The following is a 23,945-nucleotide window of genomic DNA, read 5'->3' as shown; positions in this document are numbered from 1 at the left end:
CCCTTCACCGGTCAGATCACCACCTTCACGATGCCGGTCAGCGCGATCTGCGCGAGCGCGAGCGGGATGAGGGTCGTCCAGGCGAAGCGCTGGAGCTGGTCCTCGCGCAGCCGGGGGTACGTGACGCGCAGCCAGATCACGGCGAAGGCGAGGATGCCGGTCTTCAGCAGCGTCCACAACCAGCCGAGCCCGTCGGCGTACGGGCCGTGCCAGCCGCCGAGGAAGAGCACGGCTGTCAGCGCGCTGAGCACGACGATGCCGGCGTACTCGGCGAGCAGGAACAGCGCGAAGCGCAGCCCGGAGTACTCGGTGTACGCGCCGAAGATGATCTCCGAGTCGGCGACGGGGGCGTCGAACGGCGGCCGTTGCAGCTCGGCGAGCCCGGCGGTGAAGAACACGAAGCCGCCGACGAGCTGCCACGGCAGCCACCACCACTCGAAGCCGTCCGTGATCCCGACGAGGGACACCGTCCCGGCGGCCATGGCGACGGAGGCGGCGGCGAGCAGCATGGGCAGCTCGTAGGCGAGCAGTTGCGCGGCGGTGCGGAGGCCGCCGAGGAGCGAGTACTTGTTGGCGGACGCCCAGCCGCCCATGAGGGAGCCGAGCACGCCGACGCCCATGACGGCCAGCACGAAGAAGATCCCGGCGTCGAGGGCCTCCCCGACGCCGCCGTCGGGGGCGAAGGGGATGGCGACGAGGACGACGAGGTACGGCAGGAGCGCGACGGCGGGGGCGAGCTGGAAGACCCGCCGGTCGGCACCGGCGGGGACGACGTCCTCCTTCTGCACGAACTTGACGCCGTCGGCGACGAGCTGGGCCCAGCCGTGGAAGCCGCCGGCGTACATGGGGCCTACGCGGCCTTGCATGTGGGCCATGACCTTGTGCTCGGTCTGGCCGACGACGAGCGGGAAGAGCAGGAAGACGACGAGCACGGCAAGCAGCGTGAGCAGGGTCTCGAACACGTCGTTCACGACTCACCGCCTTCGCCGGCGGCGTCGCCTGCGGCGGGCGGGGGCGACTCGTCGTCGGGACGCGGGTGTTGCCACGGGGCGTCGGGCGTACGGGTACGGGGTCGCGGCGCCCCCTCCGCCGGAGCGGCCCCGCCACCGCCGCCCCGCTGCGAGGCGGAACCCTCGCTCGCCGAGCGAGCACGCCGGGCGCCGCGTGCCGGGCCCTCGGCGACGGCCGACGCCGCGCCCTCCGCGTCGGCCGTCGGTGCCGTCGGCCCAGCCCCCTCCGTGGACCCTCCGTCCGCGGCCCGCTGCGACGCCGAGCCCTCGCTCGCCGAGCGGGTGCGCCGTGCACCGCGCGTCGGGCGGCCCGGCCCCGCTTCGCCGGGTGTCGCGTCGGACGGGGGCGCCGTCGGCCCGGTCCCCTCCGCTGACCCGCCGGCCGCCTCCGCTGGGCCGCCGCCCGCGGTTCGCTGCGACGCCGAGCCGCCCCCCGCCGAGCGGGCTCGGCGGGGGGCCGCGCGGCGCGGGGTGCGGGCCGGGGCCGGGGGGAGTTGGCCCTTCTGGGGGCCCCAGTCGTTCGGGTCGGGGACGCCCGGGGGCTGCATCTGGCGGCGTTTGGGGCCGCCGTCGTGGGGCTCGCCCGGTTCCTTCGCGCCCGGCCACGCCTTCGCCACCCGGGCCGCCAGGACGAAGTCCTTCCGCAGCGGGTGGCCCTCGAACTCCTCCGGCAGCAGCAGCGGCACCAGGTGCGGGTGGCCGGGGAAGCCGACGCCGAACATCTCGTGCGTCTCCCGCTCGTGCCACGCCGCCCCCGCGTACACGCCCGTCGCCGTCGCCAGCGCCGGCGCCGCGTGCGGCGCCGTCGTACGGAGCAGCAGCCGGCGCGGCGGGGTACCGACCGCGACGACGTGGGCGGCGATGCGGAAGCCCTCCTCCGGTTCGTCGACGGCGCTGAGCCAGTCGAAGAACGTGCAGCCCAGTTCGTCACGGGCGGTCTGCAGCGCCGCGGTCCAGGCGGCGGGCGGTACGTCCACGGTCAGGACCTCGTACGCCTCGCTGGCCACCGCTCCCGGGCCGAACAGCTCCTCCGCCGGCCGCGGCAGCCAGCCGACCCGGGCGGCCTCGTCCGGCTCCGCCTCCCCCGGCTCGGTCATCTGCCGCCCTCCCCGGCCGGCGGCTGCACCGGGCCGCCCCCGTCAGGCGGCTGCACCAGACCGCTGGTCAGCGCCGCCGCGGAGGCGCCGGGACCGGCCGCCCCGTTCCCGTACCGCTCCTCCAGCGACTCCCGCGCGATCTTCTCCTGCAGCTTCAGGATCCCCTGCAGCAGCGCCTCCGGCCGCGGCGGGCACCCCGGCACGTACACGTCCACCGGGATGATCTGGTCCACGCCCTTCGTCACCACGTGCGAGTCCCAGTACGGGCCGCCGCAGTTGGAGCACGCGCCGAAGGAGATCACGTACTTCGGCTCCGGCATCTGCTCGTACAGCCGCTTCACCGACGGCGCCATCTTGTCCGTGACCGTGCCGGACACCACCATCAGGTCCGCCTGCCGCGGGCCCGGCGCGAACGGGATGACGCCGAAGCGGATGAAGTCGTGCCGGGCCATCGAGGTGGCGATGAACTCGATCGCGCAGCAGGCGAGGCCGAAGTTGAAGACCCACAGGCTGTAGCGGCGGCCCCAGTTGAGCACGACCTTCATCGGCTGCGGCGCCAGCCGCTGCAGGACGCCCACGCGCTGCGCGGGCCGCACGGGGTTCAGGTCCATTCCAGGACGCCCTTCTTCCACGCGTACAGCAGGCCCACGGCGAGGAAGCCGAGGAAGATGAACATCTCCACCAGCGTCACCGCCCCGTACCCCGGCGCCGCGAAGACCGTCGCCCAGGGGAAGAGGAAGATGACGTCGACGGCGAAGATCACGTACAGGAAGGCGTACACGTAGTAGCGGACCTGCGTGTGCGCCCAGCCCTCCCCGACCGGGTCCACCCCGCACTCGTACGTCAGCAGCTTCTCGGGTGTCGGCACCGCGGGCCGCAGCAGCCGGGCGCCGCCGAAGGCGACCACGACGAGGAGCAGGCCCAGCACGGCGACGAGGCCGACCACCCCGTAGCCGTCGAAGTACCCGGCGGCAACGGCGTCGGCGGCGAGCATGTCCGGCACGTCCGCTTCGCTCCCTGGCTGCTGTGGCTGGATGGCCCGTGGGCATTCGGTCAGGCATCGACCTGTACGGGCAAGGAGTGTAGGCCCTGCCCCGCGCGCTGTGCCCCTCCCGTGTGCGCCACTTCCTGCGCGCCGGGATCGCCGCTGGCCCCGCACCCGCCCCACCGGCCCCACGGCCGCGGCCGAAACGGAGCATTCTCCGATACGGGTGGGGTTAACCCCCGTACGTTCCCCCCACACCCCCCATGGCGCCGCCGCGCTCCGACGCGGCACCCTGGGAGGATGACCCACAGCCGCCCCGGTGCGGCGCCGCTGGCCAGGCCGCGCCCGCCGCTGCCGCCGCCGCGCCCGCCGCTCGCGCCGCTGGCCACGTCGCGCGACGCCGAGCCGCTGCCCCCGCCGCACCCGCCGCTGAGCGGCAGGACCTGGCTTGAGATCGTGCACCTGCTGGTGAACCTCCCCCTGGCGATCTTCGCCTTCACCTACGTCTCGATCTGGCTGTACGCCGGCGCGGTGCTGTCGATCACCGTGATCGGCCTGCCGCTGCTGGCCGCGGGGCTGACCGGCGCGCGCGGGATCGGTTCGTGGGAGCGCGCGCGGGCGCGCGCGCTGCTCGGCGTGCACGTCGAGGCGCCGACGCCGATCCGGCGCAGCACGTACGGGGGCTTCCTGCCGTGGCTGTGGGCGACACTGAAGGACCCGGTGGGCTGGCGCACGACGCTCTACAGCCTGATGCGGCTGCCGTGGGGGGTCTTCACCTTCGGCGTGACGATGGTCTCGCTGTTCGTCCTGTGGCCGCTGCTGCCGTGGCTGGCGCGCGGGCTGACGGAGGTGGACCGGGCGATGGTCCGCGGGCTGCTGGGGCCGTCCGACTCGCTGGAGCGGCGGATCAAGGAGCTGGAGGAGAACCGAGGGGTCGTGGTGGACACGGCGGCGGCGGACCTGCGGCGCATCGAGCGGGATCTGCACGACGGCGCGCAGGCCCGGCTCGTGGCCCTGGCCATGGGGCTGGGGCTGGCGAAGGAGAAGCTGCTGGAGGACCCGGAGGCGGCGGCCCAGATGGTCGGCGAGGCGCACGGCGAGGTGAAGCTCGCCCTGGAGGAGCTGCGCGACCTGGCGCGCGGCATCCACCCGGCGATCCTCACCGACCGCGGCCTGGGCCCCGCGCTGTCGGCCGTCGCCGCCCGCTGCACCGTGCCGGTGTCGGTGACCGTCGACCTCAAGGACCGCCCGGCGCAGGCCATCGAGGGCATCGCGTACTACACGGTCTCCGAGCTGCTGCAGAACATCAGCAAGCACAGCGGCGCGATGTCCGCCAGCGCCGACGTGTGGCGGGCGGAGGGGCGCATCATGGTGCAGGTCACCGACGACGGGAAGGGCGGCGCCCGGCTGGACGGCGGAACGGGCCTTTCGGGGCTGACGGAGCGGCTGGGCTCGGTGGACGGGCTGCTGGTCGTCGACTCGCCGGAGGGCGGTCCCACGGTCGTCACCGCCGAACTGCCCTGGCGCAACCGCGAGTCCCAGGCGCAGGCGCGCGCGTAGACCCACCCGCGCAGTTCCACCGACGGTGGTGGGGTTTTCCCCCGTACCGACAGACCGACCTGCTCCATGGCCCGCGGCGCCCCCGCCGGGGAGGCTGGAAGCACAGGGTCGACAGACCTCACAGCGCTCCGGCAGAAGGACTTCCGACGATGGACAGCACCGCGTACGCTCCCGAGGCCCGCCGCCCGCGGCTTCCCCTCGCGCTGCGTGCCCCCTTCGAGGCACGCACCTGGCGCGAGTTCCTCTTCCACCTGCTCAGCCTGCCGCTGTCGATCGTGTTCTTCGTCTACACGATCACGATGCTGTCGCTGGGCGTCGGCCTGCTGATCACGTTCCTCGGCGTCCCCGTGCTCGCCGGGCTGCTGGCGGGCTGCCGCGGCGTGGGCTACTTCGAGCGGGCACGCGCGCGACTGCTGCTGGACCTGCACATCGACGAGCCGGAGCCGCTGCACCGGCGGGCCTCCGGGTTCATGGGCTGGGTCGGGTCGCTGTTCCGCAGCGGCGAGTCGTGGCGGGCCGTGGTCTACGGGCTGCTGCACCTGTTCTGGGCGGTGTTCGCGTTCGCCGTCTCGGTGTCGGTGATGTTCCTGAGCTGGTCGCTGGTCACGTACCCGCTGTGGCAGTGGACCCCGGCGGGCTGGGGCACCGACGGCCTCCAGGTGTACGGGGACGGGGACGGCAACGGCTGGTATCTGGACTCGCCGCCGGAGCAGCTCTTCGCGGTCGGCGTCGGCGCGGTGCTCGTGCTCGCCTCGCCGTGGGTGGTGCGCGGCCTGTCGTACGTGGACCGGCTGATGGTCGTCGGGCTGCTGGGCCCGTCGAAGCTGGCGACCCGGGTGCAGGAGCTGGAGACGGACCGCGGCGTCGTGGTCGACACGGCGGCGGCGGACCTGCGGCGCATCGAGCGGGATCTGCACGACGGCGCGCAGGCCCGGCTCGTGGCCCTGGCGATGGACCTGGGGCTGGCGAAGGAGAAGCTGCTGGAGGACCCGGAGGCCGCGGCCCTGATGGTCGACGAGGCGCACGGCGAGGTGAAGCTGGCGCTCCAGGAGCTGCGCGACCTGGCCCGCGGCATCCACCCGGCGATCCTCACCGACCGCGGCCTGGGCCCCGCGCTGTCGGCCGTCGCCGCCCGCTGCACGGTGCCGGTGTCGGTGACGGTGGACCTGCTGGAGCGGCCCGCGCAGTCGATCGAGGGCATCGCGTACTACACGACCTCGGAGCTGCTGCAGAACATCAGCAAGCACAGCGGCGCGAGCCGGGCCATGGTGGACCTGTGGCGCGCGGAGGGCCGGCTGATGATTCAGGTGACGGACGACGGCCGGGGCGGCGCGCGGCTGGACGCGGGCTCGGGTCTGGCGGGTCTTGCGGAGCGGCTGGGCTCGGTGGACGGGCTGCTGGTCGTCGACTCGCCGCCCGGCGGCCCGACGGTGGTCACGGCGGAGCTGCCCTGGCGGGCGTGAGCGCGGCGACGCCGCGCAAGTGACCGCCGGGGCCCGCCGCGGGGCGCGGCAACGCCGCGCAGCACCGACCGGGCTCGCCGCCCGAGCCCGGCTACGGGCCCGGCCCGCGGGGCGCGGGGCGCGGCAACACCGCCCAGACAACCGCCGGACCCACCGCCCTGGCCACGGCAACACCCCGCAGGTGACCGCCCGGGCCTACAAGCCCGGCTCCCCGCGCCCGCACGCCGCACGCCCGCGCCGGACGCCGCGGCACCCGGCCGCGGCCGGCTCCGCGCCCGCGCTCCCTCGGCGGATCCGACCCACTCCCCCCGGCTCTCCCCGACTCCCCCCAGCTCGCGACGCCGCCCCGGGACGGCCCCACGCCACCCCAGGGCCGCCGCGCGCCTCCCCGCTCGCGGCGACCTTCGCGTGGGGTAGTACCGCTCGGCCGCGATTTCAACATTCCATGTTGGGTGCCGGGGCTTCGCCATCCTTGCGGTAGCGGACGCTATGTGCGGCTATCCCGGGAACTTCTGACTCCATGGCCCCCGATCGCTGGCCCTTGCTGGGTGGCTGTCGGGGGCCACCCTTCATTCCTGACTGCTTGATCAGATTTTATACGGGTCTTCGCTTATCGAGGATTCGATGTGGTCTAGTGCGTCCCGTAGGTTGCTCGGGGCAGCGTGCATGTACTTCCCATTCTGCGCGGTGTCGCTGAGCAGCCTAAGCGTGCGGGCAGACGAAGTCTCCCCAACGATGGGGATGATTGACTCTGCCAAGTCTTCGGCATCCCGCCATGCCTGCACTCCCAGGAAACAGCCGAGAAGACGGACAGCGGAGATCGCCCTGTAGCCTACTGCTGCTCCTGATTCCTGACGCATGGCTCTTTGAAGGTAGGGAATCCCCTTCTTCCACTGACCTGATTCTTGGAAAACGGATCCCTGATGCCCGTCAATCTCGTCTGTGGTAACCCACCAGACCCAAAGAGGGTCGCCACTCGTTTCACTGTCTTGAAGTAGCGAACGGGCACAGTCGAATGATCGGATTGCTTCCGATTCTCGCCCTGCCCCGATGAGACCATTGGCTTCGCGGACTCTGAAAATGGCTTCAACGCGGGAGGAGATCCGGCCTTGCTCGATGACAGACCGTGCGATTGCCAGCTCTTCGCGGGGGCGCCCTACCCAGCCCGCCTGCATGGCGATGTTCTGCATGACCAGTAGCTCAACCGCCCGATCCCCTGAAAGTTTCGCCAAGAACAAGGATTCTTGGTTGAACCGGCGGGCTGGGCCGTGTTTCTCGGCGTCGAAGAGTGCCCATCCGGCAACTTCGGCCAACTCGGCTGCCGCTGCTTGAATATCGTGTTCGGTCTTCGGGTCGTAGCCCCCTTCTCCCAGGCGACGGTGAACCTTCTTGAAGGAACGCGCGGCTACGTCTGCAATGGGTAAGCCGTTCAATTCGTTGTCCAGCACGATAAGGCGCCGTGACATTTCACGGATAGTGAGCGCCATACCTTCGCCCTCGTCCTCGTTGAGAACGGGCAGCGCTGGTTCCTCAGGCATGAGCAGTGTGTCGAGTTCTTCGGGATCGACTTGAAGAATCTTGGCCATTCTTGGCCGCTGATGCGGTTGGGGCTCAACCTCCCCACGCTCCCACCGTTGCACCGTGCTGCGATCCACCCGCATCGCTTCGGCAAACGACTCTTGTGTGTGGCCGCATGTCCTCCGGCGCTGTACCAAGCGCTTCCGCCTGCCTGCCATGCCCGTACTCCGTCCGGCTGCCGTCTTCCCTGATCAGGGTACTCCGTGCAGCCAAAATGCAGCCTGAATACGGCAGTTCTGCCGTGGTGCTGCTGCTGGCCACTGGGAAGGGTGGGTGGACACAGGTCCCCCGCGACGGGCGAACGTCCGGGGAGTGGTCACCAACCGGTAGGAGGTTGACGACAATGGCCAAGGCTACGACCAGACTTCCCGCGAGTCGCCAGCGGGCGGGAGCGGACACCGACGCTTACCAGGAGGAGTACTCGACCTACGCGCCGAGCGGGGAAACGTGCCCCGCGTGCGAGCGGCCGATCAACAGCCTTGAGTTGTGCCGTCGGGTCGCACGTGACCGAACGTTGCCCGGTCCGGTCGTCCGCTACCGGCATGTGGAGTGCCCGACGTGACGGCCCCGGCGAGACGGCCGGACATCCGGGCGACGGCCTTGCCGCCCCCGGAACCGGTCAGCCTTGCTGGCGACCCGACCCGTCCGTACGCGGACTCTCCGGCGGGTTGGTGGTCCGAGCGGGGCGGAGCGCTGGACATGCGTTCTCAGGTGGTCTGCTTTCCGCCCACTGCTCAGCCGCCCCCGTGCCCCTTCCCGTGCAAGTTCTGCGAGCGGAAGGGGAGACGGTGAGGTGGGTGCGTGACGCCCTGGCCGCGTTCGCGGACACGGCCCACGAGAGGGCGGGGTCAAATCCTGGGCGTGACCCGCACCCCGCGGCATAGGTTGGCTCTGTCACCGCAAGCGCCCGCGGCGCGCTTGCCCTGTCGAAAGGGTGTGCATGAAGCGAATTGTTCCCGGCCTGTGGAAGCTCATTCGTGGCCCTTTGCAATGGCGAGTCCTGTGGTTCGCGCACGCCAAGTTCATGATTGGTGTGACGGGCGTGGTGCGCAACACGGAAGGAGAAGTCCTGCTCCTTAAGCATCGCATGTGGCCCGCTGATCGGCCGTGGGGTCTCCCTACCGGTTACGCGATCAAGAGCGAGGAATTCCAGAACACTATTGTTCGAGAGGTACGGGAGGAAACCGGCCTTGAAGTCGTTCCGGGGCGGCTCGTACAGGTGACCAGCGGCTACAAGCTGCGTGTGGAAATCGCGTACGAAGCCCTCCTCGTGGGCGGAGCTCTCAAGCCCGATGGCTTCGAGATTCTGGAGGCGAAATGGTTCAGGCTGGACGCACTCCCAGAAGGGACGCACGAGGCTCACGTTCAGTTGATCAAGGAGGGCGCGACGAGTTAGCCGCGCTCGCCCCGAACGAGACAGTAACCGGGCTCCGTGCGATGGCAGCGCTGGCGGTCATGCGTGCGGATGCCTCGGCACTCACGGGAAAGCATCCCGCCCACGTGTTCCGACCCCTGTCGGAAGTTCTCAGCAGGTGGGAGGCCGAGGGCATCGCCACCACCCAGCCCGCCGCGGGCGACTGACCGGTACCGGCCTCGGCTTCGGTGTCGTGCTCGCGCATCCACGTTATGCAGACCTGTCACCACCCCTGGGGAAGGGCACCCCCGCACGTCTGGTACGGCCCGGCCGGCGAGGCCCACGCGGCCCCGCCCTCGCGGTATCCGCTCCGGTGGCTCCCCCCGTCGCCGAATCCTGGGATGCTGGAGGTCTACACATCTTCGTATGGGGGGCAGGCAACGGTGGAAGACAGCGTGCGGGTGGTCATCGCCGAGGACTCGGTGCTGCTCCGGGAGGGGCTCACCCGGCTGCTCACCGACCGGGGGCACGAGGTGGTCGCCGGCGTCGGCGACGGCGATGCGCTGGTCAAGACGGTCGGCGAGCTGGCCGCCGGGGGCAGCGCGCCGGACGTCGTCGTCGCCGACGTCCGGATGCCGCCGACGCACACCGACGAAGGCGTCCGCGCGGCCGTCCAGCTCCGGCGCGACCATCCCGACGTCGGCGTGCTGGTGCTCTCGCAGTACGTCGAGGAGCAGTACGCCACCGAGTTGATCGCCGGCTCCAGCCGCGGGGTCGGGTATCTGCTGAAGGACCGGGTCGCGGAGGTCCGCGAGTTCGTGGACGCCGTCGTCCGCGTCGCCGAGGGCGGTACGGCGCTCGACCCGGAGGTCGTCGCCCAGTTGCTGGGCCGCAGCCGCAAGCAGGACGTGCTCGCCGGGCTGACCCCGCGGGAGCGCGAGGTGCTGGGCCTGATGGCCGAGGGGCGGACGAACTCCGCGATCGCCGGGCAGCTCGTCGTGAGCGACGGCGCGGTGGAGAAGCACGTGAGCAACATCTTCATGAAGCTCGGTCTCGCGCCGAGTGAGGGAGATCACCGCCGGGTGCTCGCGGTCCTCACTTATCTCAACTCCTGAACCCGCTGTAACCGGGGGCTCGCCGTGTGACAAGGGATTGCCCCCGGCGGCGGAGGACCCCCGGGGGACAGATGGCGACAAAGACGGATATACCTCGACGTCTCGCCACCGTCCAGTTTGCGGACAGAGTCGGGAAGGCATACCTAACCGACGTACGATGTTCTCTGGGTCAGGCGGTCGGAATCCCGTTCCCGAACGGCCGCCGCGAGGGAGGTCCACGAAGGTGACCAGCGAGGTCAACAGCAAAGAGGTCAAGCGCCTGGACCGGGTGATCATCCGGTTCGCCGGTGACTCCGGTGACGGGATGCAACTGACCGGGGACCGCTTCACCTCGGAGACCGCGTCGTTCGGCAACGACCTGTCGACGCTCCCGAACTTCCCCGCCGAGATCCGCGCCCCCGCAGGCACGCTGCCGGGGGTTTCCAGTTTCCAGGTGCACTTCGCCGACCACGACATCCTCACCCCGGGCGACGCGCCCCACGTCCTGGTGGCGATGAACCCGGCGGCCCTGAAGGCGAACATCGCCGACCTCCCGCGCGGCGCCGAAGTGATCGTCAACACCGACGAGTTCACCAAGCGCGCGATGACCAAGGTGGGGTACGAGGCCAGTCCGCTTCAGGACGGCTCCCTCGACGGGTACAGCGTGCACGAGGTGCCGCTGACCACGCTGACGGTCGAGGCGCTCAAGGAGTTCGGGCTCTCCCGCAAGGACGCCGGCCGCTCCAAGAACATGTTCGCTCTCGGCCTGCTGAGCTGGATGTACCACCGCCCCACCGAGGGCACCGAGCAGTTCCTGCGGACGAAGTTCGCCAAGAAGCCGGACATCGCCGAGGCCAACATCACCGCCTTCCGGGCGGGGTGGAACTTCGGCGAGACCACCGAGGACTTCGCCGTCTCGTACGAGGTCGCCCCGGCCGGGTCCGCGTTCCCCGCCGGCACGTACCGCTCGATCTCGGGGAACCTCGCCCTCGCCTACGGCCTGATCGCCGCCGGCCAGCAGGCGGACCTGCCGCTCTTCCTCGGCTCGTACCCGATCACCCCGGCCTCGGACATCCTGCACGAGCTGAGCCGCCACAAGAACTTCGGCGTACGGACCTTCCAGGCCGAGGACGAGATCGCCGGCATCGGCGCCGCGCTCGGCGCCGCCTTCGGCGGCGCGCTGGGCGTGACGACCACCTCGGGCCCCGGCGTCGCGCTGAAGGCCGAGACCGTGGGTCTGGCCGTGTCGCTGGAGCTGCCGCTGCTGATCGTGGACATCCAGCGCGGCGGCCCCTCGACCGGGCTGCCCACCAAGACCGAGCAGGCGGACCTGCTCCAGGCGATGTACGGGCGCAACGGCGAGGCGCCGGTGCCCGTCGTCGCGCCGGCCACGCCGTCCGACTGCTTCACGGCGGCCCTGGACGCGGCCCGGATCGCGCTGACGTACCGCACGCCGGTGATGCTGCTCTCCGACGGCTACCTCGCCAACGGCTCCGAGCCCTGGCGCATCCCGGAGGTCTCCGAACTGCCCGATCTGCGGGTGCAGTTCGCCAGCCAGCCGAACCACACGCTGGACGACGGCACCGAGGTCTTCTGGCCGTACAAGCGCGACCCGCAGACCCTCGCCCGCCCCTGGGCGATCCCCGGCACCCCGGGTCTTGAGCACCGCATCGGCGGCATCGAGAAGGAGGACGGCTCGGGCAACATCTCGTACTCGCCGTCCAACCACGACCTGATGGTGCGCACCCGCCAGGCGAAGGTCGACGGCATCGAGGTGCCCGACATCGAGGTCGACGACCCCGCGGGCCCCGACGGGGAGAAGGCGCGCACGCTGGTGCTGGGCTGGGGGTCGACGTACGGGCCGATCACCGCGGCCGTACGCCGCGTGCGCCGCGGCGGCGACCGGATCGCGCAGGCCCACCTGCGCAACCTCAACCCGTTCCCGGCCAACCTCGGCGAGGTGCTGGCCGGGTACGACAAGGTCGTCGTCCCCGAGATGAACCTCGGCCAGCTCGCGACCCTGATCCGCGCCCGCTACCTCGTGGACGCCTTCTCGTACAACCAGGTCAACGGCATGCCGTTCAAGGCCGAGCAGCTCGCCACCGCCCTCAAGGAGGCCATCGACAATGGCTGAGACGACCGCCGGGGGAACGGCGATCGAAGCACTTTCCCTCGTCCCCAAGGCCGAAGCCAAGCAGTCCATGAAGGACTTCAAGACGGACCAGGAGGTGCGCTGGTGCCCGGGCTGCGGTGACTACGCGGTCCTCGCCGCCGTCCAGGGGTTCATGCCGGAGCTGGGGCTGGCCAAGGAGAACATCGTCTTCGTCTCCGGCATCGGCTGCTCGTCCCGCTTCCCGTACTACATGAACACCTACGGGATGCACTCCATCCACGGCCGCGCCCCGGCCATCGCCACCGGCCTGGCCAGCACCCGGCGCGACCTGTCCGTCTGGGTCGTCACCGGCGACGGCGACGCACTGTCCATCGGCGGCAACCACCTGATCCACGCGCTCCGCCGCAACGTCAACCTCAAGATCCTGCTCTTCAACAACCGGATCTACGGCCTGACCAAGGGGCAGTACTCGCCGACCTCCGAGGTCGGCAAGGTCACCAAGTCCACGCCGATGGGCTCGCTGGACGCGCCGTTCAACCCGGTCTCGCTGGCGCTCGGCGCGGAGGCGTCGTTCGTGGCCCGTACGGTCGACTCGGACCGCAAGCACCTCACCGCGACGCTGCGCGCGGCGGCGGCCCACCCGGGCACGGCGCTGATCGAGATCTACCAGAACTGCAACATCTTCAACGACAACGCCTTCGACGTGCTCAAGGACCGCCAGCAGGCCGAGGAGGCGGTGATCCGGCTGGAGCACGGGCAGCCGATCCGCTTCGGCGCCGACCAGCACAAGGGCGTCGTGCGGAACGCGGCCACCGGCGACCTGGAGATCGTGGAGGTGACGCCCGGGAACGAGGCGGACGTCCTCGTCCACGACGCGCACGCCGCGACCCCGACGACAGCCTTCGCGCTGTCCCGGCTGGCCGACCCCCACACGCTGCACCACACGCCGATCGGCATCCTGCGGGACGTGGAGCGGCAGGTGTACGACGCGGAGATGACGGAGCAGCTCGACGACGCGGTGCAGCAGAAGGGCAAGGGCGACCTGGCCGGACTGCTCGCGGGCGGCGACACCTGGACGGTCCTCGGCTGAGCTGCCGACCGGCCGCCGGCTGACCCGACCCGGACCCCGGCCCGCACGGCGGGCCCGGGTCCGGCTGCGTGGGGATCAGGCCCGGGCCTCGTCGTATCCGGCGCGCGCCGCGTGCACCTCGGGCACGATGTCGTTCGCCCAGATCGCCAACGGCCGTACCAGCCCGGCCGCCTGCTCGCCGAGCGCCGTCAGGGAGTACTCCACGTGCGGCGGGATGACGGGCTTCGCCTCGCGCAGCACCAGGCCGTCGCGCTCCAGGGTCTGCAGGGTCTGCGCGAGCATCTTCTCGCTCACCCCGCCGATCCGCCGCCGCAGCGCGCTGAACCGCATCGTGCCGTCCAGCAGCGCCAGCAGCACCAGCACGCCCCAGCGGCTGACGACGTGCTCCAGGATGTTCCGGGCGGGGCAGTCGGCCGTGATCACGTCCGGGAAGTCCCGCAGCCGGGGCGCCGAGTCTGCCGCGTCCACCGCATCCGCCCCCGCCTCTATGCTTACTTTCATATCAGTACCTTACGTCGAAGTGGGTACTTTCATGTCGTAAGCGTGCAGATTACGGTGACTCTCATGAAGATCACCGTCACCGGAGCAACCGGACAATTCGGTCGGCACGTCATCGCAGGATTGCTGGAGCAACTGCCCGCGGAGCACGTGGCGGCCGTCGTACGCACCAGGGACAAGGCCGCGGACCTCGCGGCGCGCGGCGTGGAGCTGCGGATCGCCGACTACGACGAGCCGGCCACGCTCGCGGACGCCTTCCGCGCGGGCGAGCGGGTGCTGTTCGTCTCGGGCAGCGAGGTGGGGCGGCGGGTGCCGCAGCACCGGGCGGTCGTCGAGGCCGCCGCCGCGGCGGGCGTCGGGCTGCTCGCGTACACCGGCGTCCTGGGCGGGCCGAAGGCCGACTTCCGGCTGGCGGACGAGCACAAGGCCACCGAGCAGCTGATCCTCGACTCCGGCCTGCCGTACGCCTTCCTGCGCAACGGCTGGTACCACGAGAACTACACCGAGAACCTCGCCCCCGTGCTCGAACACGGCGCCGTCATCGGCAGCGCGGGCACCGGCCGGGTCGCCTCCGCCGCCCGCGCCGACTACGCCGCGGGGGCCGTCGCGGTGCTGACCGGCGAGGACATCGAGGGCGAGGCGTACGAACTGAGCGGCGACACGGCATGGAGCCTGCCGGAGTACGCCGCCGAGGTCGCCCGGCAGTCCGGCACCCCGGTCACGTACCGCGACCTGACCCCCGACGCGCACCTGCGGACCCTGCTCGACGCCGGGATGCCGCAGCCGGTAGCCGAGATGCTGGTCGACATCGACGCGGCGATCTCCCGCGGGCTGCTGGCCGCCACTCCGGGCGACCTGGCCCGGCTCATCGGCCGGCCGACGACACCGCTGGCGGACGCGGTGGCGGCGGCGCTCAGGGCCCAGCGTTCGTAAGGACCCAAATACTGATACGGATATGACAATGGGCCCTTCCGCCCGCTACCGTCAGCACGGCGCAAGCCGTGGGACTGCGGGACGGGAGGGCGGCCGTGGGGTCATCAGGTGAAGCTCCGGCGCGCGCGGCGAGCGAGACGCGCCTCGGGCTCCTCTACGGCTTCGCCGCGTACGGCAGTTGGGGTGTCATCCCGCTGTTCTGGCCGCTGCTGGAGCCCGCGAGCCCCGCGGAGATCCTGGCCAACCGGATGGTGTGGTCGCTGGTCGCGTGCGTGCTGCTCCTGCTGGTGCTGCGCCGCTGGGCCTGGATCCGGCCGCTGCTGCGCGAGCCGCGGCGGGTGGGACTGGTCACGGCCGCGGCGGCGACGATCACGGTCAACTGGTTCGTCTACATCTGGGCCGTCAACTCCGGCCACGTCGTCGAGGCCGCCCTCGGCTACTTCATCAACCCCCTCGTCACCATCGCCTTCGGCGTGCTGCTGCTGCGGGAGCGGCTGCGTGCGCTCCAGTGGGTCGCGGTCGCGGTGGGCGCGGCGGCGGTGGTCGTGCTCACGGTGGGCTACGGCCGGCTGCCGTGGATCGCGCTGGTGCTGGCGTTCTCCTTCGGCACGTACGGGCTGATCAAGAAGCGGGTCGGGCTTGAGGGCATCGATTCGTTCGCGGCGGAGACGTCGGTGCAGTTCCTGCCGGCGCTGGTGTTCATGCTGGTGCTCGGCGCCCGCGGGGACTCGACGTTCCACACGGAGGGCGTGGGCCACGCGCTGCTGCTCGCGAGCTGCGGGGTGATCACGGCGTTCCCGCTGATCTGCTTCGGCGCGTCGGCGGTGCGGCTGCCGCTGTCGACGATCGGGCTGATGCAGTACCTGGCGCCGACGCTCCAGTTCCTGCTGGGCGTGCTGTACTTCCACGAGTCGATGCCGGCGGAGCGCTGGGCGGGCTTCCTGCTGGTGTGGCTGGCGCTGGCGCTGCTCACGTACGACGCGCTGCGCACGGCGCGCCGGGGCCGGCTGGAGCTGCGCCGGGCGGCGGCGGAGGCGCGGGCGGCCCGGCCGGCGGAGCCGGCGGGCGGGAGCCCGGCGGCGGGGGCTGCGGCCGGGGATCCGGACACGGCGCGGGCGAGCGCGGAGACGGCGGACCCGGCGCGACCGGTGTGAGGCGTCTGGGTCCGGCGGCGGACGGCCGCGCGGTGCCGACGCTGAAGGCGCCACGGTCGCGTACGTCCGCCGCCCACGGCGGCGGGGGCCGGCCGGGAAGGCGCGCGTAGGCTGCGGGGATGGCGAGCAAGCGGGTGGTCGAGTCGAAGTTGCCGGGGCAGGTGGGGACCGCGGGGGTCATGGGCGCGCTCGCGGGTGCCGCGCTCGCCGGTGGCCGCGGCGCCCGTGCGGTGGCCGCGGGCGCGGCGGCCGGGGCGGTCGGCCTCGGGGTGGCCGAGGCGGTCTCCCGGGTGCGGCAGCGGCCGGGTGAGATCCCCGCGCTGTGGCAGCGCATCGCCACGAGCGGCGCGCTGGCCGCCGCCGCGGGCTGGGCGGTCACCCGGCTGACGGGCGCGGGCCCGGTGACGGTGGGCACGGTGGCCGGCACGGCGGCGGGGGCGCTGGGGATACGGCCGCAGAAGGTGGCGCTGGGCCCGGTGGTAGGCGCGGCGGTGGGCGGCACGGTCGCGCTGCGCGAACACGGGCACGGCTCCGCCGCACCCGGGAGGGTCGCCGCGCGGGGGGCCGCGGTTGCCGCCGGTGCTGTTGTGGCGTTTCGGGTCATCTCCGCGCTCGTGTTCCGGGAGGCGCAGGTCAGTCTCGTCGCCGAGGAGGTCCCCGCCGCGGACCTGCCCTTCGTCGTGCCGCTCGAAGCGCGGTCCGGCTACGTCGGCACCTCGTACGTACGTGACCTCGCGGGCGTCCTCGGCGGCACCTACACCGCCGACGCGCCCGATGTCGGCATCGTCGAGTCCCTCGACGCGCTCGCCGGACCCGGCTTCGACCCCGCCGACGTGGACCCGCGGGTGCGGGAGTTCTATGAGCACACCGCCCGCTTCACCCTCGACATCGAACCCCGCTGGCGGCTCTGGGTCCGCCCCGGCTACCTCCTCTACCGCACCCTCGTCGCCCAGCCCCTCGGCCAGGCCAACGTGCCCATGAACCAGCGCGAGGTGCAGCGCGGCATGCGCAGCCGCATCGACACGATCACGCCGGCCCCGGACGGGCCGGCCGGGGCCACCGCCGTCCGCGGCTGGATCCGGTCCTTCGCGGACACCGACGACCCCATCTACGTCGGCATCTACACCACGTACCGGCACGGCGACCGCGGCTACGTCAGCGTCGGGTTCCCGCTCCCCCACGCCAGCTTCACCGCCACCCTCCTCCCCCGCGCCCGCCCCGGCGGCGGCCTGACCCTCACCAGCCACGCGGGCGCCCGCGCGGGCACCGACCACCCCGGCCACTACCTCGCGTACATCGACCCCGAGACCCGCGAGCTGACCACCCTCGGCGTGCACGGCTTCGCCGAGCATCTCGACGTGTACGTGACGGACGACGGCCGGCTGCGCGCCGAGCACGCCTTCTCCGTCTTCGGCATCCCGTTCCTGGTGCTGCACTACCGGATGGAGCGCAGAGGATGACGCACGACGGCGGCTGGACGCCCGTCACCAGCGGCGAGTCGGGAGCCGCCGTCTTCCGCAGCGCGGACGGCACCCGCTACGCCAAGCACGTGCCCGCGACCGACCCCGCCGGCGCCGCCGCGCTCGCCGCCGAGCGCGACCGCGTCGCCTGGCTGGCCGGCCAGGGCGTACCGGGACCCCGCGTCCTCGACTGGCACGAGGACGCCACCGGCGCCCGCCTGGTCACCGCCGCCGTCCCCGGCGTCCCCGCGGACCGGCTGCCGCCCGACGGCCTGCGGGCCTGCTGGGGCCGCATCGCCGAGGCCGTACGGACCCTCCACGCGCTGCCCGCCGCCGACTGCCCGTACCGCAGGGACCTGGACGACGTGATGGCCACGGCCCGCGACGTCGTCGCCCGCGGCGCGGTGAATCCCGACTTCCTCCCCGAGGAGCAACAGGACACCCCCGCCGCGGAGTTGCTGGCCCTCCTCGAACCGCAGCTCCCGCGGCGCCGGAAGCAGGCGGCGGCCGACACGGTCGTCTGCCACGGCGACCTCACCCTGCCGAACATCGTCCTCGACCCCGGCACCCTGGACGTGGCGGGCTTCGTCGACCTGGGCCGCCTGGGACTCGCCGACCGCCACGCCGACCTGGCCCTGCTCCTCGCCAACGCCCGCGAGACCTGGCTGGCGGAGGCCGAAGCCCGCACCGCGGACGCCGCCTTCGCCACCCGCTACGGCACGGCCCCCGACCCCGACCGCCTCCGCTTCTACCTCCACCTCGACCCCCTTACCTGGGGCTGACCCGCCCTCAGCCCGCCCTCAGGCCGCCGTCAGGCCGCCGTCAGGCCGCCGTCAGGCCGGATCAGCAAGCCCTCAGCCCGCCGTCAGGCCGGCGCGCCCGCCCTGATCAGCCGGACGTGGGCCTCCTGCAGCCCCTCCGGCAGATCGTCCGGGCTGAACCACTGGGCCGCCAGGATCTCGAAGTCGTCCAGCCTGAGGGTCCCGCCCACGTGCAGCGCCTCGTACGCGATCTCCGCGCGGAGCCGGTAGCCGCTGGTCACCTGGACCAGCCGGCCCGGGACGACGTCGAGGCCGGTCTCCTCCCGCACCTCCCGGACGACGGTCTGCGCGAACTCCTCGCCCTTGACCGCGTAGCCGCACGGCAGCCCCCAGGGGCGGGCGTCGGGCCACAGGCGGTGTTTGAGCAGCAGGACCTGCCCCTGTTCGTTCCGCACCACGCCCGTCACGCCGATCATGAACTTGGCCTGCGTGAGCCAGAGAACGCGCCACTGGAGGGAGCCGCGCAGGAGTTTCCACGCCCTGGCAACGATTCGCTTCACACGCGTCCTTTCGGGGTTTCAGGGGTGGTCGTCCGACTCCCGGCGGGCTCTGAGGGCACGGACCTTGTGGCGGTTGCCGCAGCGTTCCATCGAACACCAGCGGCGGCGGCCCGGACGGGAGGTGTCGGCGAAGAGGAGGTAGCAGCGGTCGCCGGCGCACTCGCGGATGCGGTGGGCGTACGGGCCGGAGAACAGGTCCACCGCGTCGCGGGCGACCGTCGAGAGCAGGTGGGCCGTCGTGGCCGGGCCGGGGGACCAGGAGGCGGCGCCGTCGGGGGTGAGGCGGAGGGCCAGGGAGGGGTGGGCCGCGGCGGTGTTGAGGGCGGCGAGGTCCCCTGCGGGGAGGCGTTCGGCGTGGGCGCGGGCCCGGGTGAGGCGGAAGAGGGCGTCGCGCAGGTGGCGTACGGCGGCGACGCCGGCGTCCGTGACCGTCAGCTCCGGCGCCGGGCGGAGCCTGCTCGCCGCCGCCCACGCCGTGACGTCCGCGGGGGTGTGCAGCACCTCGTACCGCGCGAAGGGGCCGGGACCGCCCGTGGTCAGCAACTCCAGGCTGAGCGCGCCCGGATCGAAGCGGAAGACCTGGCCGTCCGGGGGGCGCATCTCGATGCCCGGGGCGCGGGCGCTTGCCTCGTCCACCACGTAACCAGTATAACCGGTACATGGTTCCCACGCACTGGAAAGTCGTCATCGACGCCACCGACCCGCACGCCCAGGCCGACTTCTGGGCCGCCGCCCTCGGGTACGAAGTCGAGGACAACAGCCCGCTCATCGAGCAGCTCCGCACCGCCGGCGCCATCCCCGAGGACGTGCTGACCCGCCACCGCGACCGCCGCGCCTGGCGCACCGCCGCCGCCGTCCGGCACCCCGACGACCCGTACGACCCCGCCTCCGGCGCCGGCCTGGGCCGGCGGCTGCTCTTCAACCAGGTCCCCGAGCCCAAGCCCGCCGGCAAGAACCGGCTCCACCTCGACCTCCACCCCGAGTCCGGCCGGCGCGAGGAGGAGACGGCCAGGCTGGCGGAGCTGGGCGCGACCGTGCTGCGGCACGTCAAGGAGCAGGGCGGGGAGTGGACGATCATGGCCGACCCGGAGGGCAACGAGTTCTGTGTCCACTGACCGGGACACGCGCGAGGGCCGCCGCGTGCCGTGAGGCGCGCGGCGGCCCTCATTTGGAGAGAGCGTCGGTGGTGCGGTCAGTCCGCGGCGGCCTGGAGGGCCTCCGGGGTGACGGCGCCGACGTAGACCTTGTCGTCCGTGATCAGCACGTTCACCAGTCGGCTCTCGAAGACCCGGCCGGCGTCGGTCTTGTCCGTGAAGAAGTCGAGGGCGGCCCCGACCCCGTCCTCGCTCAGCGTGCCACCGGGGAGGGAGAGTTCGGCGATCGTGCCCCAGCCCTCGCCGTGGACCTTGACGTCCTCCAGGCCGGCGAGGCTGCCGCCCTCGGCCCAGTCGCCGCCGGCCGGGCCGCCGCCGGCCCACTCCTCGCCGGCCCAGTCCTCGCCGCCGGCCCAGCCGCCGCCGAAGCCCTTGCCGAAGCCACCTCCGAAGCCCCCGCCGAAGTCCTCGCCCAGGTCCCTCTCCGTCACCTCAGCGCCCGCCGGCGGTGCGAACAGGTCCGCGTCCGGCTTGTTGAAGTCGACCTTCGTGAAACCGACGTCCACGACCGCCTTGCCGTCGTCCGCCGTCAGCGCCACCCGCAGCGGCACGCCGTTGTCGGCGTCCACCGCGATGGTGATGTCCCGGACGGTGGACTCGTCCTGCTTCGGCGTCAGCCGCAGCTCGTACGCGTCCTGCCCGGCCACCTGCGCCGTGCCGGCGACCGACACGTCCGTCGTCTCGCCCGCGGCCTTCAGCAGCCGCTCCGCGAGCTCCTGCGGGGTGGCGTCCTTCAGGTCCTTCGGGAGGGCGAAGCCGTCGTGCTCCGCAGAGCCCTTCCCGGCGCCCTCCGGGACCGTCGAGTGGAACACCTCGTCCGCGTCGCCGTCGAAGGTCCACACGTCCTCGCCGTTGTGCACCACCGTGTGGTCGCCGTCCGGCCCGGGCAGCGTGACCCGCTGCTTCTCCGGGCCGTCGGCCGCGATCTGCAGTTTGGTGTCGCCGGCGAGCAGCCGCGAGAGGTCCGCGCCCCCGCCTCCGCCGCCGAAGGGTATCGACGGCAGGCCCAGGTCCGTGCTGACCTTCACCGTGCCGTCGACCGACTCGACCTCCGACGCCAGCGCCTTGGTGATCAGTTCCTCGGCCGTCACGTCGGCCGCGGAAAGACCCTCGTCCTGGGCGAGCGCGGGCACCAGGCCGATGGTGGCGGCGGCGAGGCCCGCGACACCCAGGGGCACCCCGTAGCGCACCGCCTTTCTGCGCCGGGCCGCGGCGAGTTCCGCCGCGCGGTCCTCGGCCGGGTCGGCGGGTCGCTCCGGTGGGATCAGTGCCATGGGAAGTACCTCCGTCTCCGCGGTGGTCCGCGGAAAGTCATCCACTGCTTCGCACGCCGTACGGGGCGTATCACCCATCTCAACAAATCGGGCGGCCCAAGGCGTCAGCCCGTGGGCGCACCTTCGATTACTCCTGTCGTATGACGGCACCCGCCCGGAATGAGGACTCACCCTGATCGATGTACGGGGCATCCAACTGGGCGCCGACGCGGACCCGCCGCTACCCGGCCCGGTCCACCACCGCGTCGCACAGCCCCTCCAGCGCCGTCCGCGCCGGGCAGGCCGGCAGCGCGGTCAGGATCGCCCGCGCCTCGGCCGCGTACCGTACGGTGTCCCGCCTGGCCTGCTCCACCGCCGGGTGGGCCCGCAGCCGGGCCAGGGCCTCCGCGTGCCGCGCGTCGTCCGTCAGGTCGTCGGCGAGGAGCGCCGCCAGCTCCAGGTCCGCCGGCCTGCGGTAGCGCTGGGCGGCGGCGCGCAGGTGCAGCACCGGCAGCGTCGCGACGCCCTCGCGCAGGTCCGTGCCCGGGGTCTTCCCGGACTCGGCGCCGTCGCTGGTGATGTCCAGCAGGTCGTCCGCGAGCTGGAAGGCGATGCCGATGCGCTCGCCGTACTGCGTCAGCACCTCCACCACCGACTCGTCCGCGCCCGCCGTCAGCGCGCCGAAGCGGCCGGAGACGGCGATGAGCGAGCCGGTCTTGCCGGCGAGGACCTCCAGGTAGTGGTCGACCGGGTCGCGGCCCTCGGCCGGCCCCGCGGTCTCCAGGATCTGCCCGGTGACCAGCCGCTCGAACGCCTGGGCCTGGATACGGACCATCTCGGGGCCCAGGTCGGCGAGCAGCCGCGAGGCGCGGGCGAAGAGGAAGTCGCCGGTCAGGACGGCGACGGAGTTGGCCCAGCGGCTGTTGGCGCTGGGTACGCCGCGGCGTACGGCGGCCTCGTCCATCACGTCGTCGTGGTAGAGCGTGGCCAGGTGCGTCAGCTCGACGACGACGCCCGAGGGCGCGACGCCCGGCGCGTACGGGTCGCCGAACTGCGCGGCGAGCATGACCAGCAGCGGGCGGAATCTCTTGCCGCCGGCGCGGACGAGATGCCGCGCGGCCTCGGTAATGAACGGCACATCGCTCTTCGTCGCCTCGAAAAGCCCTTCCTCGACGGCCGCGAGCCCCGCCTCGACATCGGCTTCCAGGGCTCGGTCCGAAACGCTGAGCCCCAAGGGCGCGACCACGGTCACGAGGGCTCCTCCTGTCTGCAGACGTTCACGTGGAACAGATTGTCGATGTGTCGTTAGCAGCACCATGCACCACGTGCGCAGCGTAGCCGGTCACGCGACGATCACGTCGGGCGGCTTCCCCTTGGCCGACCTGGGGGTCGTAACCTGAGGTCCCCAGCCCACCGACCACGATGAGGCAGGACTCCGCGATGTCCGAGCACAGCCCGCTCGACGTGCCAGAAGGTGATCCCTTCGGGCCGCACAACCTTCCGTACGGCGTCTTCTCCGTGCCCACCGGCACGGACCCCGCCGGCAAGGACCCCGCAGGCGCCAGCCCCCGCGTCGGCGTGCGCTACGGCGCATCCGTCCTGGACACCGCCGCCGTCGCCGCGGCCCTCGGCTCCCCGCACGCCGCGCTGCTCGCCGCCGGGACGCTGGCGCCGCTGATGGCCGCGGGCCGGCCGGTGTGGCAGGCCGTACGGGCCGAGGTGACCGCCTGGCTGACCGACCCGGCGCACCGCGCGGCCGTCGAGCCGCACCTGCACGCGCTGGAGGGCATCGCGCTGCACCTGCCGTTCGAGGTCGGCGACTACGTCGACTTCTACGCCAGCGAGCACCACGCCGCCAACGTCGGCCGCATCTTCCGCCCCGCCGAGGACCCGCTGACGCCCAACTGGAAGCACCTGCCCATCGGCTACCACGGCCGGTCCGGCACGATCGTCCCCTCCGGCACGCCCGTCGTACGCCCGGCCGGCCAGCGCAAGGGCGCCGACGGCGCAGGACCCGTGTTCGGCCCGTCCCTCCGCCTGGACATCGAGGCGGAGGTGGGCTTCGTCGTCGGCGTACCGTCGCGGATGGGCACGCCCGTGCCCCGTACCGCCTTCCGCGACCACGTCTTCGGCGTCTGCCTGGTCAACGACTGGTCCGCGCGCGACGTCCAGCCCTGGGAGCAGCGCCCCCTCGGCCCGCACCAGGCGAAGTCCTTCGCCACGTCCGTCGGCACCTGGATCACCCCCCTCGACGCCCTCGAAGCCGCCCGCGTCGCGCCGCCGGAGCGTACGCACCCGCTGCTGCCGTACCTCGACGACACGGGTGCAGGAGAGCCGGACAACGGCTACGACCTGCGCCTTGAGGTACGGATCAACGGGGAGGTCGTCTCCCGGCCGCCGTTCGCCTCGATGTACTGGACCGCGGCGCAGCAGTTGGCCCACATGACCGTCAACGGCGCCTCGGTACGCACCGGCGACCTCTACGCCTCCGGCACGGTCAGCGGGCCGGAACCCGATCAGGTGGGCTCGCTGCTGGAGTTGACGAAGGGCGAGGGCCCGTGGCTGGCGGACGGGGACGTCGTCGAGATCGACGGCTGGGCCCCCGGCCCGCGCGGGGTGCGGATCGCCCTCGGCGGGGTCACCGGCCAGGTGAAGCCGGCCGCCGCAGGCTGAGCCGACGTCCGTCGGGGAGCAGAGCGCCGGGATCCGGGGGCAGCGCCCCCGGGATCCTGCCGGCGCCCGGCCCGGCGCAGCCGCCGGCCCCCGTGGCGCGGACCCGGGCGCCAGCCCTCGGGGGCCCGGGGGCAGAGCCCCCGGCCCTCGCGGAG

At 72.4% G+C, this 23,945-nt stretch carries 22 protein-coding genes; 12 read left to right on the top strand and 10 right to left on the bottom strand.

Annotated elements, in window-relative coordinates:
• Positions 1 to 11: 11 nt before the first annotated feature.
• The 4 genes from B124_RS26235 to B124_RS26220 are packed head-to-tail and all read right to left on the bottom strand — an operon-like array spanning position 12 to position 3,101.
• Entirely contained in the window at positions 12 to 971 is a 960-nt protein-coding gene (locus B124_RS26235; protein ID WP_496505428.1) for a complex I subunit 1/NuoH family protein, read from the bottom strand.
• The gene (locus B124_RS26230; protein WP_496505427.1) at positions 968 to 2,107 is read right to left on the bottom strand and encodes an NADH-quinone oxidoreductase subunit C; all 1,140 of its coding nucleotides are present in this window, start codon (positions 2,105 to 2,107) and stop codon (positions 968 to 970) included. The genes B124_RS26235 and B124_RS26230 overlap by 4 nt, the downstream gene beginning before the upstream one ends.
• Positions 2,104 to 2,718, bottom strand: a complete 615-nt coding sequence (locus B124_RS26225) for an NADH-quinone oxidoreductase subunit B (protein ID WP_496505426.1) — start codon at positions 2,716 to 2,718, stop codon at positions 2,104 to 2,106. The genes B124_RS26230 and B124_RS26225 overlap by 4 nt, the downstream gene beginning before the upstream one ends.
• Positions 2,709 to 3,101 (bottom strand): NADH-quinone oxidoreductase subunit A, encoded by a 393-nt coding sequence (locus B124_RS26220; protein ID WP_496505460.1) that lies wholly within the window; start codon positions 3,099 to 3,101, stop codon positions 2,709 to 2,711. Before B124_RS26220 ends, B124_RS26225 begins: the two co-directional genes overlap by 10 nt.
• Before the next feature lie 291 nt (positions 3,102 to 3,392).
• On the opposite strand from B124_RS26220, the gene B124_RS26215 reads away from it, so the two are divergent.
• Together B124_RS26215 and B124_RS26210 are read left to right on the top strand one after the other, a co-directional pair.
• Entirely contained in the window at positions 3,393 to 4,652 is a 1,260-nt protein-coding gene (locus B124_RS26215) for a sensor histidine kinase (RefSeq protein ID WP_496505425.1), read from the top strand.
• 149 nt (positions 4,653 to 4,801) lie between these two features.
• A complete protein-coding gene (locus B124_RS26210; RefSeq protein ID WP_496505424.1) occupies positions 4,802 to 6,115 on the top strand; it encodes a sensor histidine kinase in 1,314 nt (437 codons plus the stop codon).
• Between the two features lie 587 nt (positions 6,116 to 6,702).
• On the opposite strand, the gene B124_RS26205 is transcribed toward B124_RS26210, so the two are convergent.
• On the bottom strand, positions 6,703 to 7,851 hold the full coding sequence (locus B124_RS26205; RefSeq protein ID WP_496505423.1) for a helix-turn-helix domain-containing protein: 1,149 nt from the start codon (positions 7,849 to 7,851) through the stop codon (positions 6,703 to 6,705).
• A gap of 782 nt (positions 7,852 to 8,633) precedes the next feature.
• On the opposite strand from B124_RS26205, the gene B124_RS26200 reads away from it, so the two are divergent.
• From B124_RS26200 to B124_RS26185, 4 genes are all read left to right on the top strand, one after another.
• Positions 8,634 to 9,089 carry an NUDIX domain-containing protein gene (locus B124_RS26200; protein ID WP_496505422.1) on the top strand — a complete coding sequence of 152 codons (456 nt, stop codon included), beginning with the start codon at positions 8,634 to 8,636 and terminating at the stop codon, positions 9,087 to 9,089.
• A gap of 413 nt (positions 9,090 to 9,502) precedes the next feature.
• Entirely contained in the window at positions 9,503 to 10,162 is a 660-nt protein-coding gene (locus tag B124_RS26195) for a response regulator transcription factor (protein ID WP_496505459.1), read from the top strand.
• A gap of 223 nt (positions 10,163 to 10,385) precedes the next feature.
• A complete protein-coding gene (locus tag B124_RS26190; protein ID WP_496505421.1) occupies positions 10,386 to 12,275 on the top strand; it encodes a 2-oxoacid:acceptor oxidoreductase subunit alpha in 1,890 nt (629 codons plus the stop codon).
• Entirely contained in the window at positions 12,268 to 13,344 is a 1,077-nt protein-coding gene (locus B124_RS26185) for a 2-oxoacid:ferredoxin oxidoreductase subunit beta (RefSeq protein ID WP_496505420.1), read from the top strand. Before B124_RS26190 ends, B124_RS26185 begins: the two co-directional genes overlap by 8 nt.
• A gap of 75 nt (positions 13,345 to 13,419) precedes the next feature.
• On the opposite strand, the gene B124_RS26180 is transcribed toward B124_RS26185, so the two are convergent.
• The gene (locus B124_RS26180) at positions 13,420 to 13,845 is read right to left on the bottom strand and encodes a winged helix-turn-helix transcriptional regulator (protein ID WP_496505419.1); all 426 of its coding nucleotides are present in this window, start codon (positions 13,843 to 13,845) and stop codon (positions 13,420 to 13,422) included.
• Between the two features lie 63 nt (positions 13,846 to 13,908).
• Between B124_RS26180 and B124_RS26175 the strand changes: the two genes are divergently transcribed.
• The 4 genes from B124_RS26175 to B124_RS26160 all read left to right on the top strand — a co-directional run bounded on the left by B124_RS26175 (position 13,909) and on the right by B124_RS26160 (position 18,171).
• Entirely contained in the window at positions 13,909 to 14,775 is an 867-nt protein-coding gene (locus B124_RS26175) for an NAD(P)H-binding protein (RefSeq protein WP_496505418.1), read from the top strand.
• 95 nt (positions 14,776 to 14,870) lie between these two features.
• Positions 14,871 to 15,929, top strand: coding sequence for an EamA family transporter RarD (gene rarD, locus B124_RS26170; RefSeq protein ID WP_496505417.1), 1,059 nt, complete (start codon positions 14,871 to 14,873; stop codon positions 15,927 to 15,929).
• Between the two features lie 119 nt (positions 15,930 to 16,048).
• Positions 16,049 to 17,389, top strand: coding sequence for a hypothetical protein (locus tag B124_RS26165; RefSeq protein WP_496505416.1), 1,341 nt, complete (start codon positions 16,049 to 16,051; stop codon positions 17,387 to 17,389).
• Positions 17,386 to 18,171, top strand: a complete 786-nt coding sequence (locus tag B124_RS26160) for an APH(3'') family aminoglycoside O-phosphotransferase (protein WP_496505415.1) — start codon at positions 17,386 to 17,388, stop codon at positions 18,169 to 18,171. The genes B124_RS26165 and B124_RS26160 overlap by 4 nt, the downstream gene beginning before the upstream one ends.
• Before the next feature lie 83 nt (positions 18,172 to 18,254).
• On the opposite strand, the gene B124_RS26155 is transcribed toward B124_RS26160, so the two are convergent.
• Positions 18,255 to 18,710: an NUDIX domain-containing protein gene (locus B124_RS26155; RefSeq protein WP_496505414.1), complete on the bottom strand. Its 456-nt coding sequence runs from the start codon at positions 18,708 to 18,710 to the stop codon at positions 18,255 to 18,257.
• A gap of 18 nt (positions 18,711 to 18,728) precedes the next feature.
• Positions 18,729 to 19,349, bottom strand: a complete 621-nt coding sequence (locus tag B124_RS26150) for a CGNR zinc finger domain-containing protein (protein WP_496505413.1) — start codon at positions 19,347 to 19,349, stop codon at positions 18,729 to 18,731.
• Positions 19,350 to 19,369: 20 nt separating this feature from the next.
• On the opposite strand from B124_RS26150, the gene B124_RS26145 reads away from it, so the two are divergent.
• Complete coding sequence (locus B124_RS26145; protein ID WP_496505412.1) at positions 19,370 to 19,825, top strand: VOC family protein; 456 nt, start codon at positions 19,370 to 19,372, stop codon at positions 19,823 to 19,825.
• A 77-nt stretch (positions 19,826 to 19,902) separates the two neighbouring features.
• Here the strand turns inward: B124_RS26145 and B124_RS26140 are convergent, their stop codons facing one another.
• Positions 19,903 to 21,138: a LolA family protein gene (locus B124_RS26140; RefSeq protein WP_496505411.1), complete on the bottom strand. Its 1,236-nt coding sequence runs from the start codon at positions 21,136 to 21,138 to the stop codon at positions 19,903 to 19,905.
• Positions 21,139 to 21,358: 220 nt separating this feature from the next.
• Entirely contained in the window at positions 21,359 to 22,369 is a 1,011-nt protein-coding gene (locus B124_RS26135; protein ID WP_496505410.1) for a polyprenyl synthetase family protein, read from the bottom strand.
• Positions 22,370 to 22,557: 188 nt separating this feature from the next.
• On the opposite strand from B124_RS26135, the gene B124_RS26130 reads away from it, so the two are divergent.
• Positions 22,558 to 23,790, top strand: coding sequence for a fumarylacetoacetate hydrolase family protein (locus tag B124_RS26130; protein WP_496505409.1), 1,233 nt, complete (start codon positions 22,558 to 22,560; stop codon positions 23,788 to 23,790).
• The last annotated feature ends 155 nt before the right edge of the window (positions 23,791 to 23,945 follow it).

This window comes from Streptomyces sp. CNP082 (assembly GCF_059570535.1).
This window is presented reverse-complemented; position numbering and strand designations above follow the sequence as displayed.

Bases quoted from the DNA above. Each gene is read 5' to 3' on its own strand.
- B124_RS26160 (WP_496505415.1), top strand. From the start codon at position 17,386: ATGACGCACGACGGCGGCTGGACGCCCGTCACCAGCGGCGAGTCGGGA.
- B124_RS26180 (WP_496505419.1), bottom strand. From the start codon at position 13,845: ATGAAAGTAAGCATAGAGGCGGGGGCGGATGCGGTGGACGCGGCAGAC.
- B124_RS26185 (WP_496505420.1), top strand. From the start codon at position 12,268: ATGGCTGAGACGACCGCCGGGGGAACGGCGATCGAAGCACTTTCCCTC.
- B124_RS26225 (WP_496505426.1), bottom strand. From the start codon at position 2,718: ATGGACCTGAACCCCGTGCGGCCCGCGCAGCGCGTGGGCGTCCTGCAG.
- B124_RS26175 (WP_496505418.1), top strand. From the start codon at position 13,909: ATGAAGATCACCGTCACCGGAGCAACCGGACAATTCGGTCGGCACGTC.
- B124_RS26130 (WP_496505409.1), top strand. From the start codon at position 22,558: ATGTCCGAGCACAGCCCGCTCGACGTGCCAGAAGGTGATCCCTTCGGG.
- B124_RS26200 (WP_496505422.1), top strand. From the start codon at position 8,634: ATGAAGCGAATTGTTCCCGGCCTGTGGAAGCTCATTCGTGGCCCTTTG.
- B124_RS26140 (WP_496505411.1), bottom strand. From the start codon at position 21,138: ATGGCACTGATCCCACCGGAGCGACCCGCCGACCCGGCCGAGGACCGC.
- B124_RS26205 (WP_496505423.1), bottom strand. From the start codon at position 7,851: ATGGCAGGCAGGCGGAAGCGCTTGGTACAGCGCCGGAGGACATGCGGC.
- B124_RS26165 (WP_496505416.1), top strand. From the start codon at position 16,049: ATGGCGAGCAAGCGGGTGGTCGAGTCGAAGTTGCCGGGGCAGGTGGGG.
- B124_RS26220 (WP_496505460.1), bottom strand. From the start codon at position 3,101: ATGCTCGCCGCCGACGCCGTTGCCGCCGGGTACTTCGACGGCTACGGG.
- B124_RS26230 (WP_496505427.1), bottom strand. From the start codon at position 2,107: ATGACCGAGCCGGGGGAGGCGGAGCCGGACGAGGCCGCCCGGGTCGGC.
- B124_RS26215 (WP_496505425.1), top strand. From the start codon at position 3,393: ATGACCCACAGCCGCCCCGGTGCGGCGCCGCTGGCCAGGCCGCGCCCG.
- B124_RS26145 (WP_496505412.1), top strand. From the start codon at position 19,370: ATGGTTCCCACGCACTGGAAAGTCGTCATCGACGCCACCGACCCGCAC.
- B124_RS26210 (WP_496505424.1), top strand. From the start codon at position 4,802: ATGGACAGCACCGCGTACGCTCCCGAGGCCCGCCGCCCGCGGCTTCCC.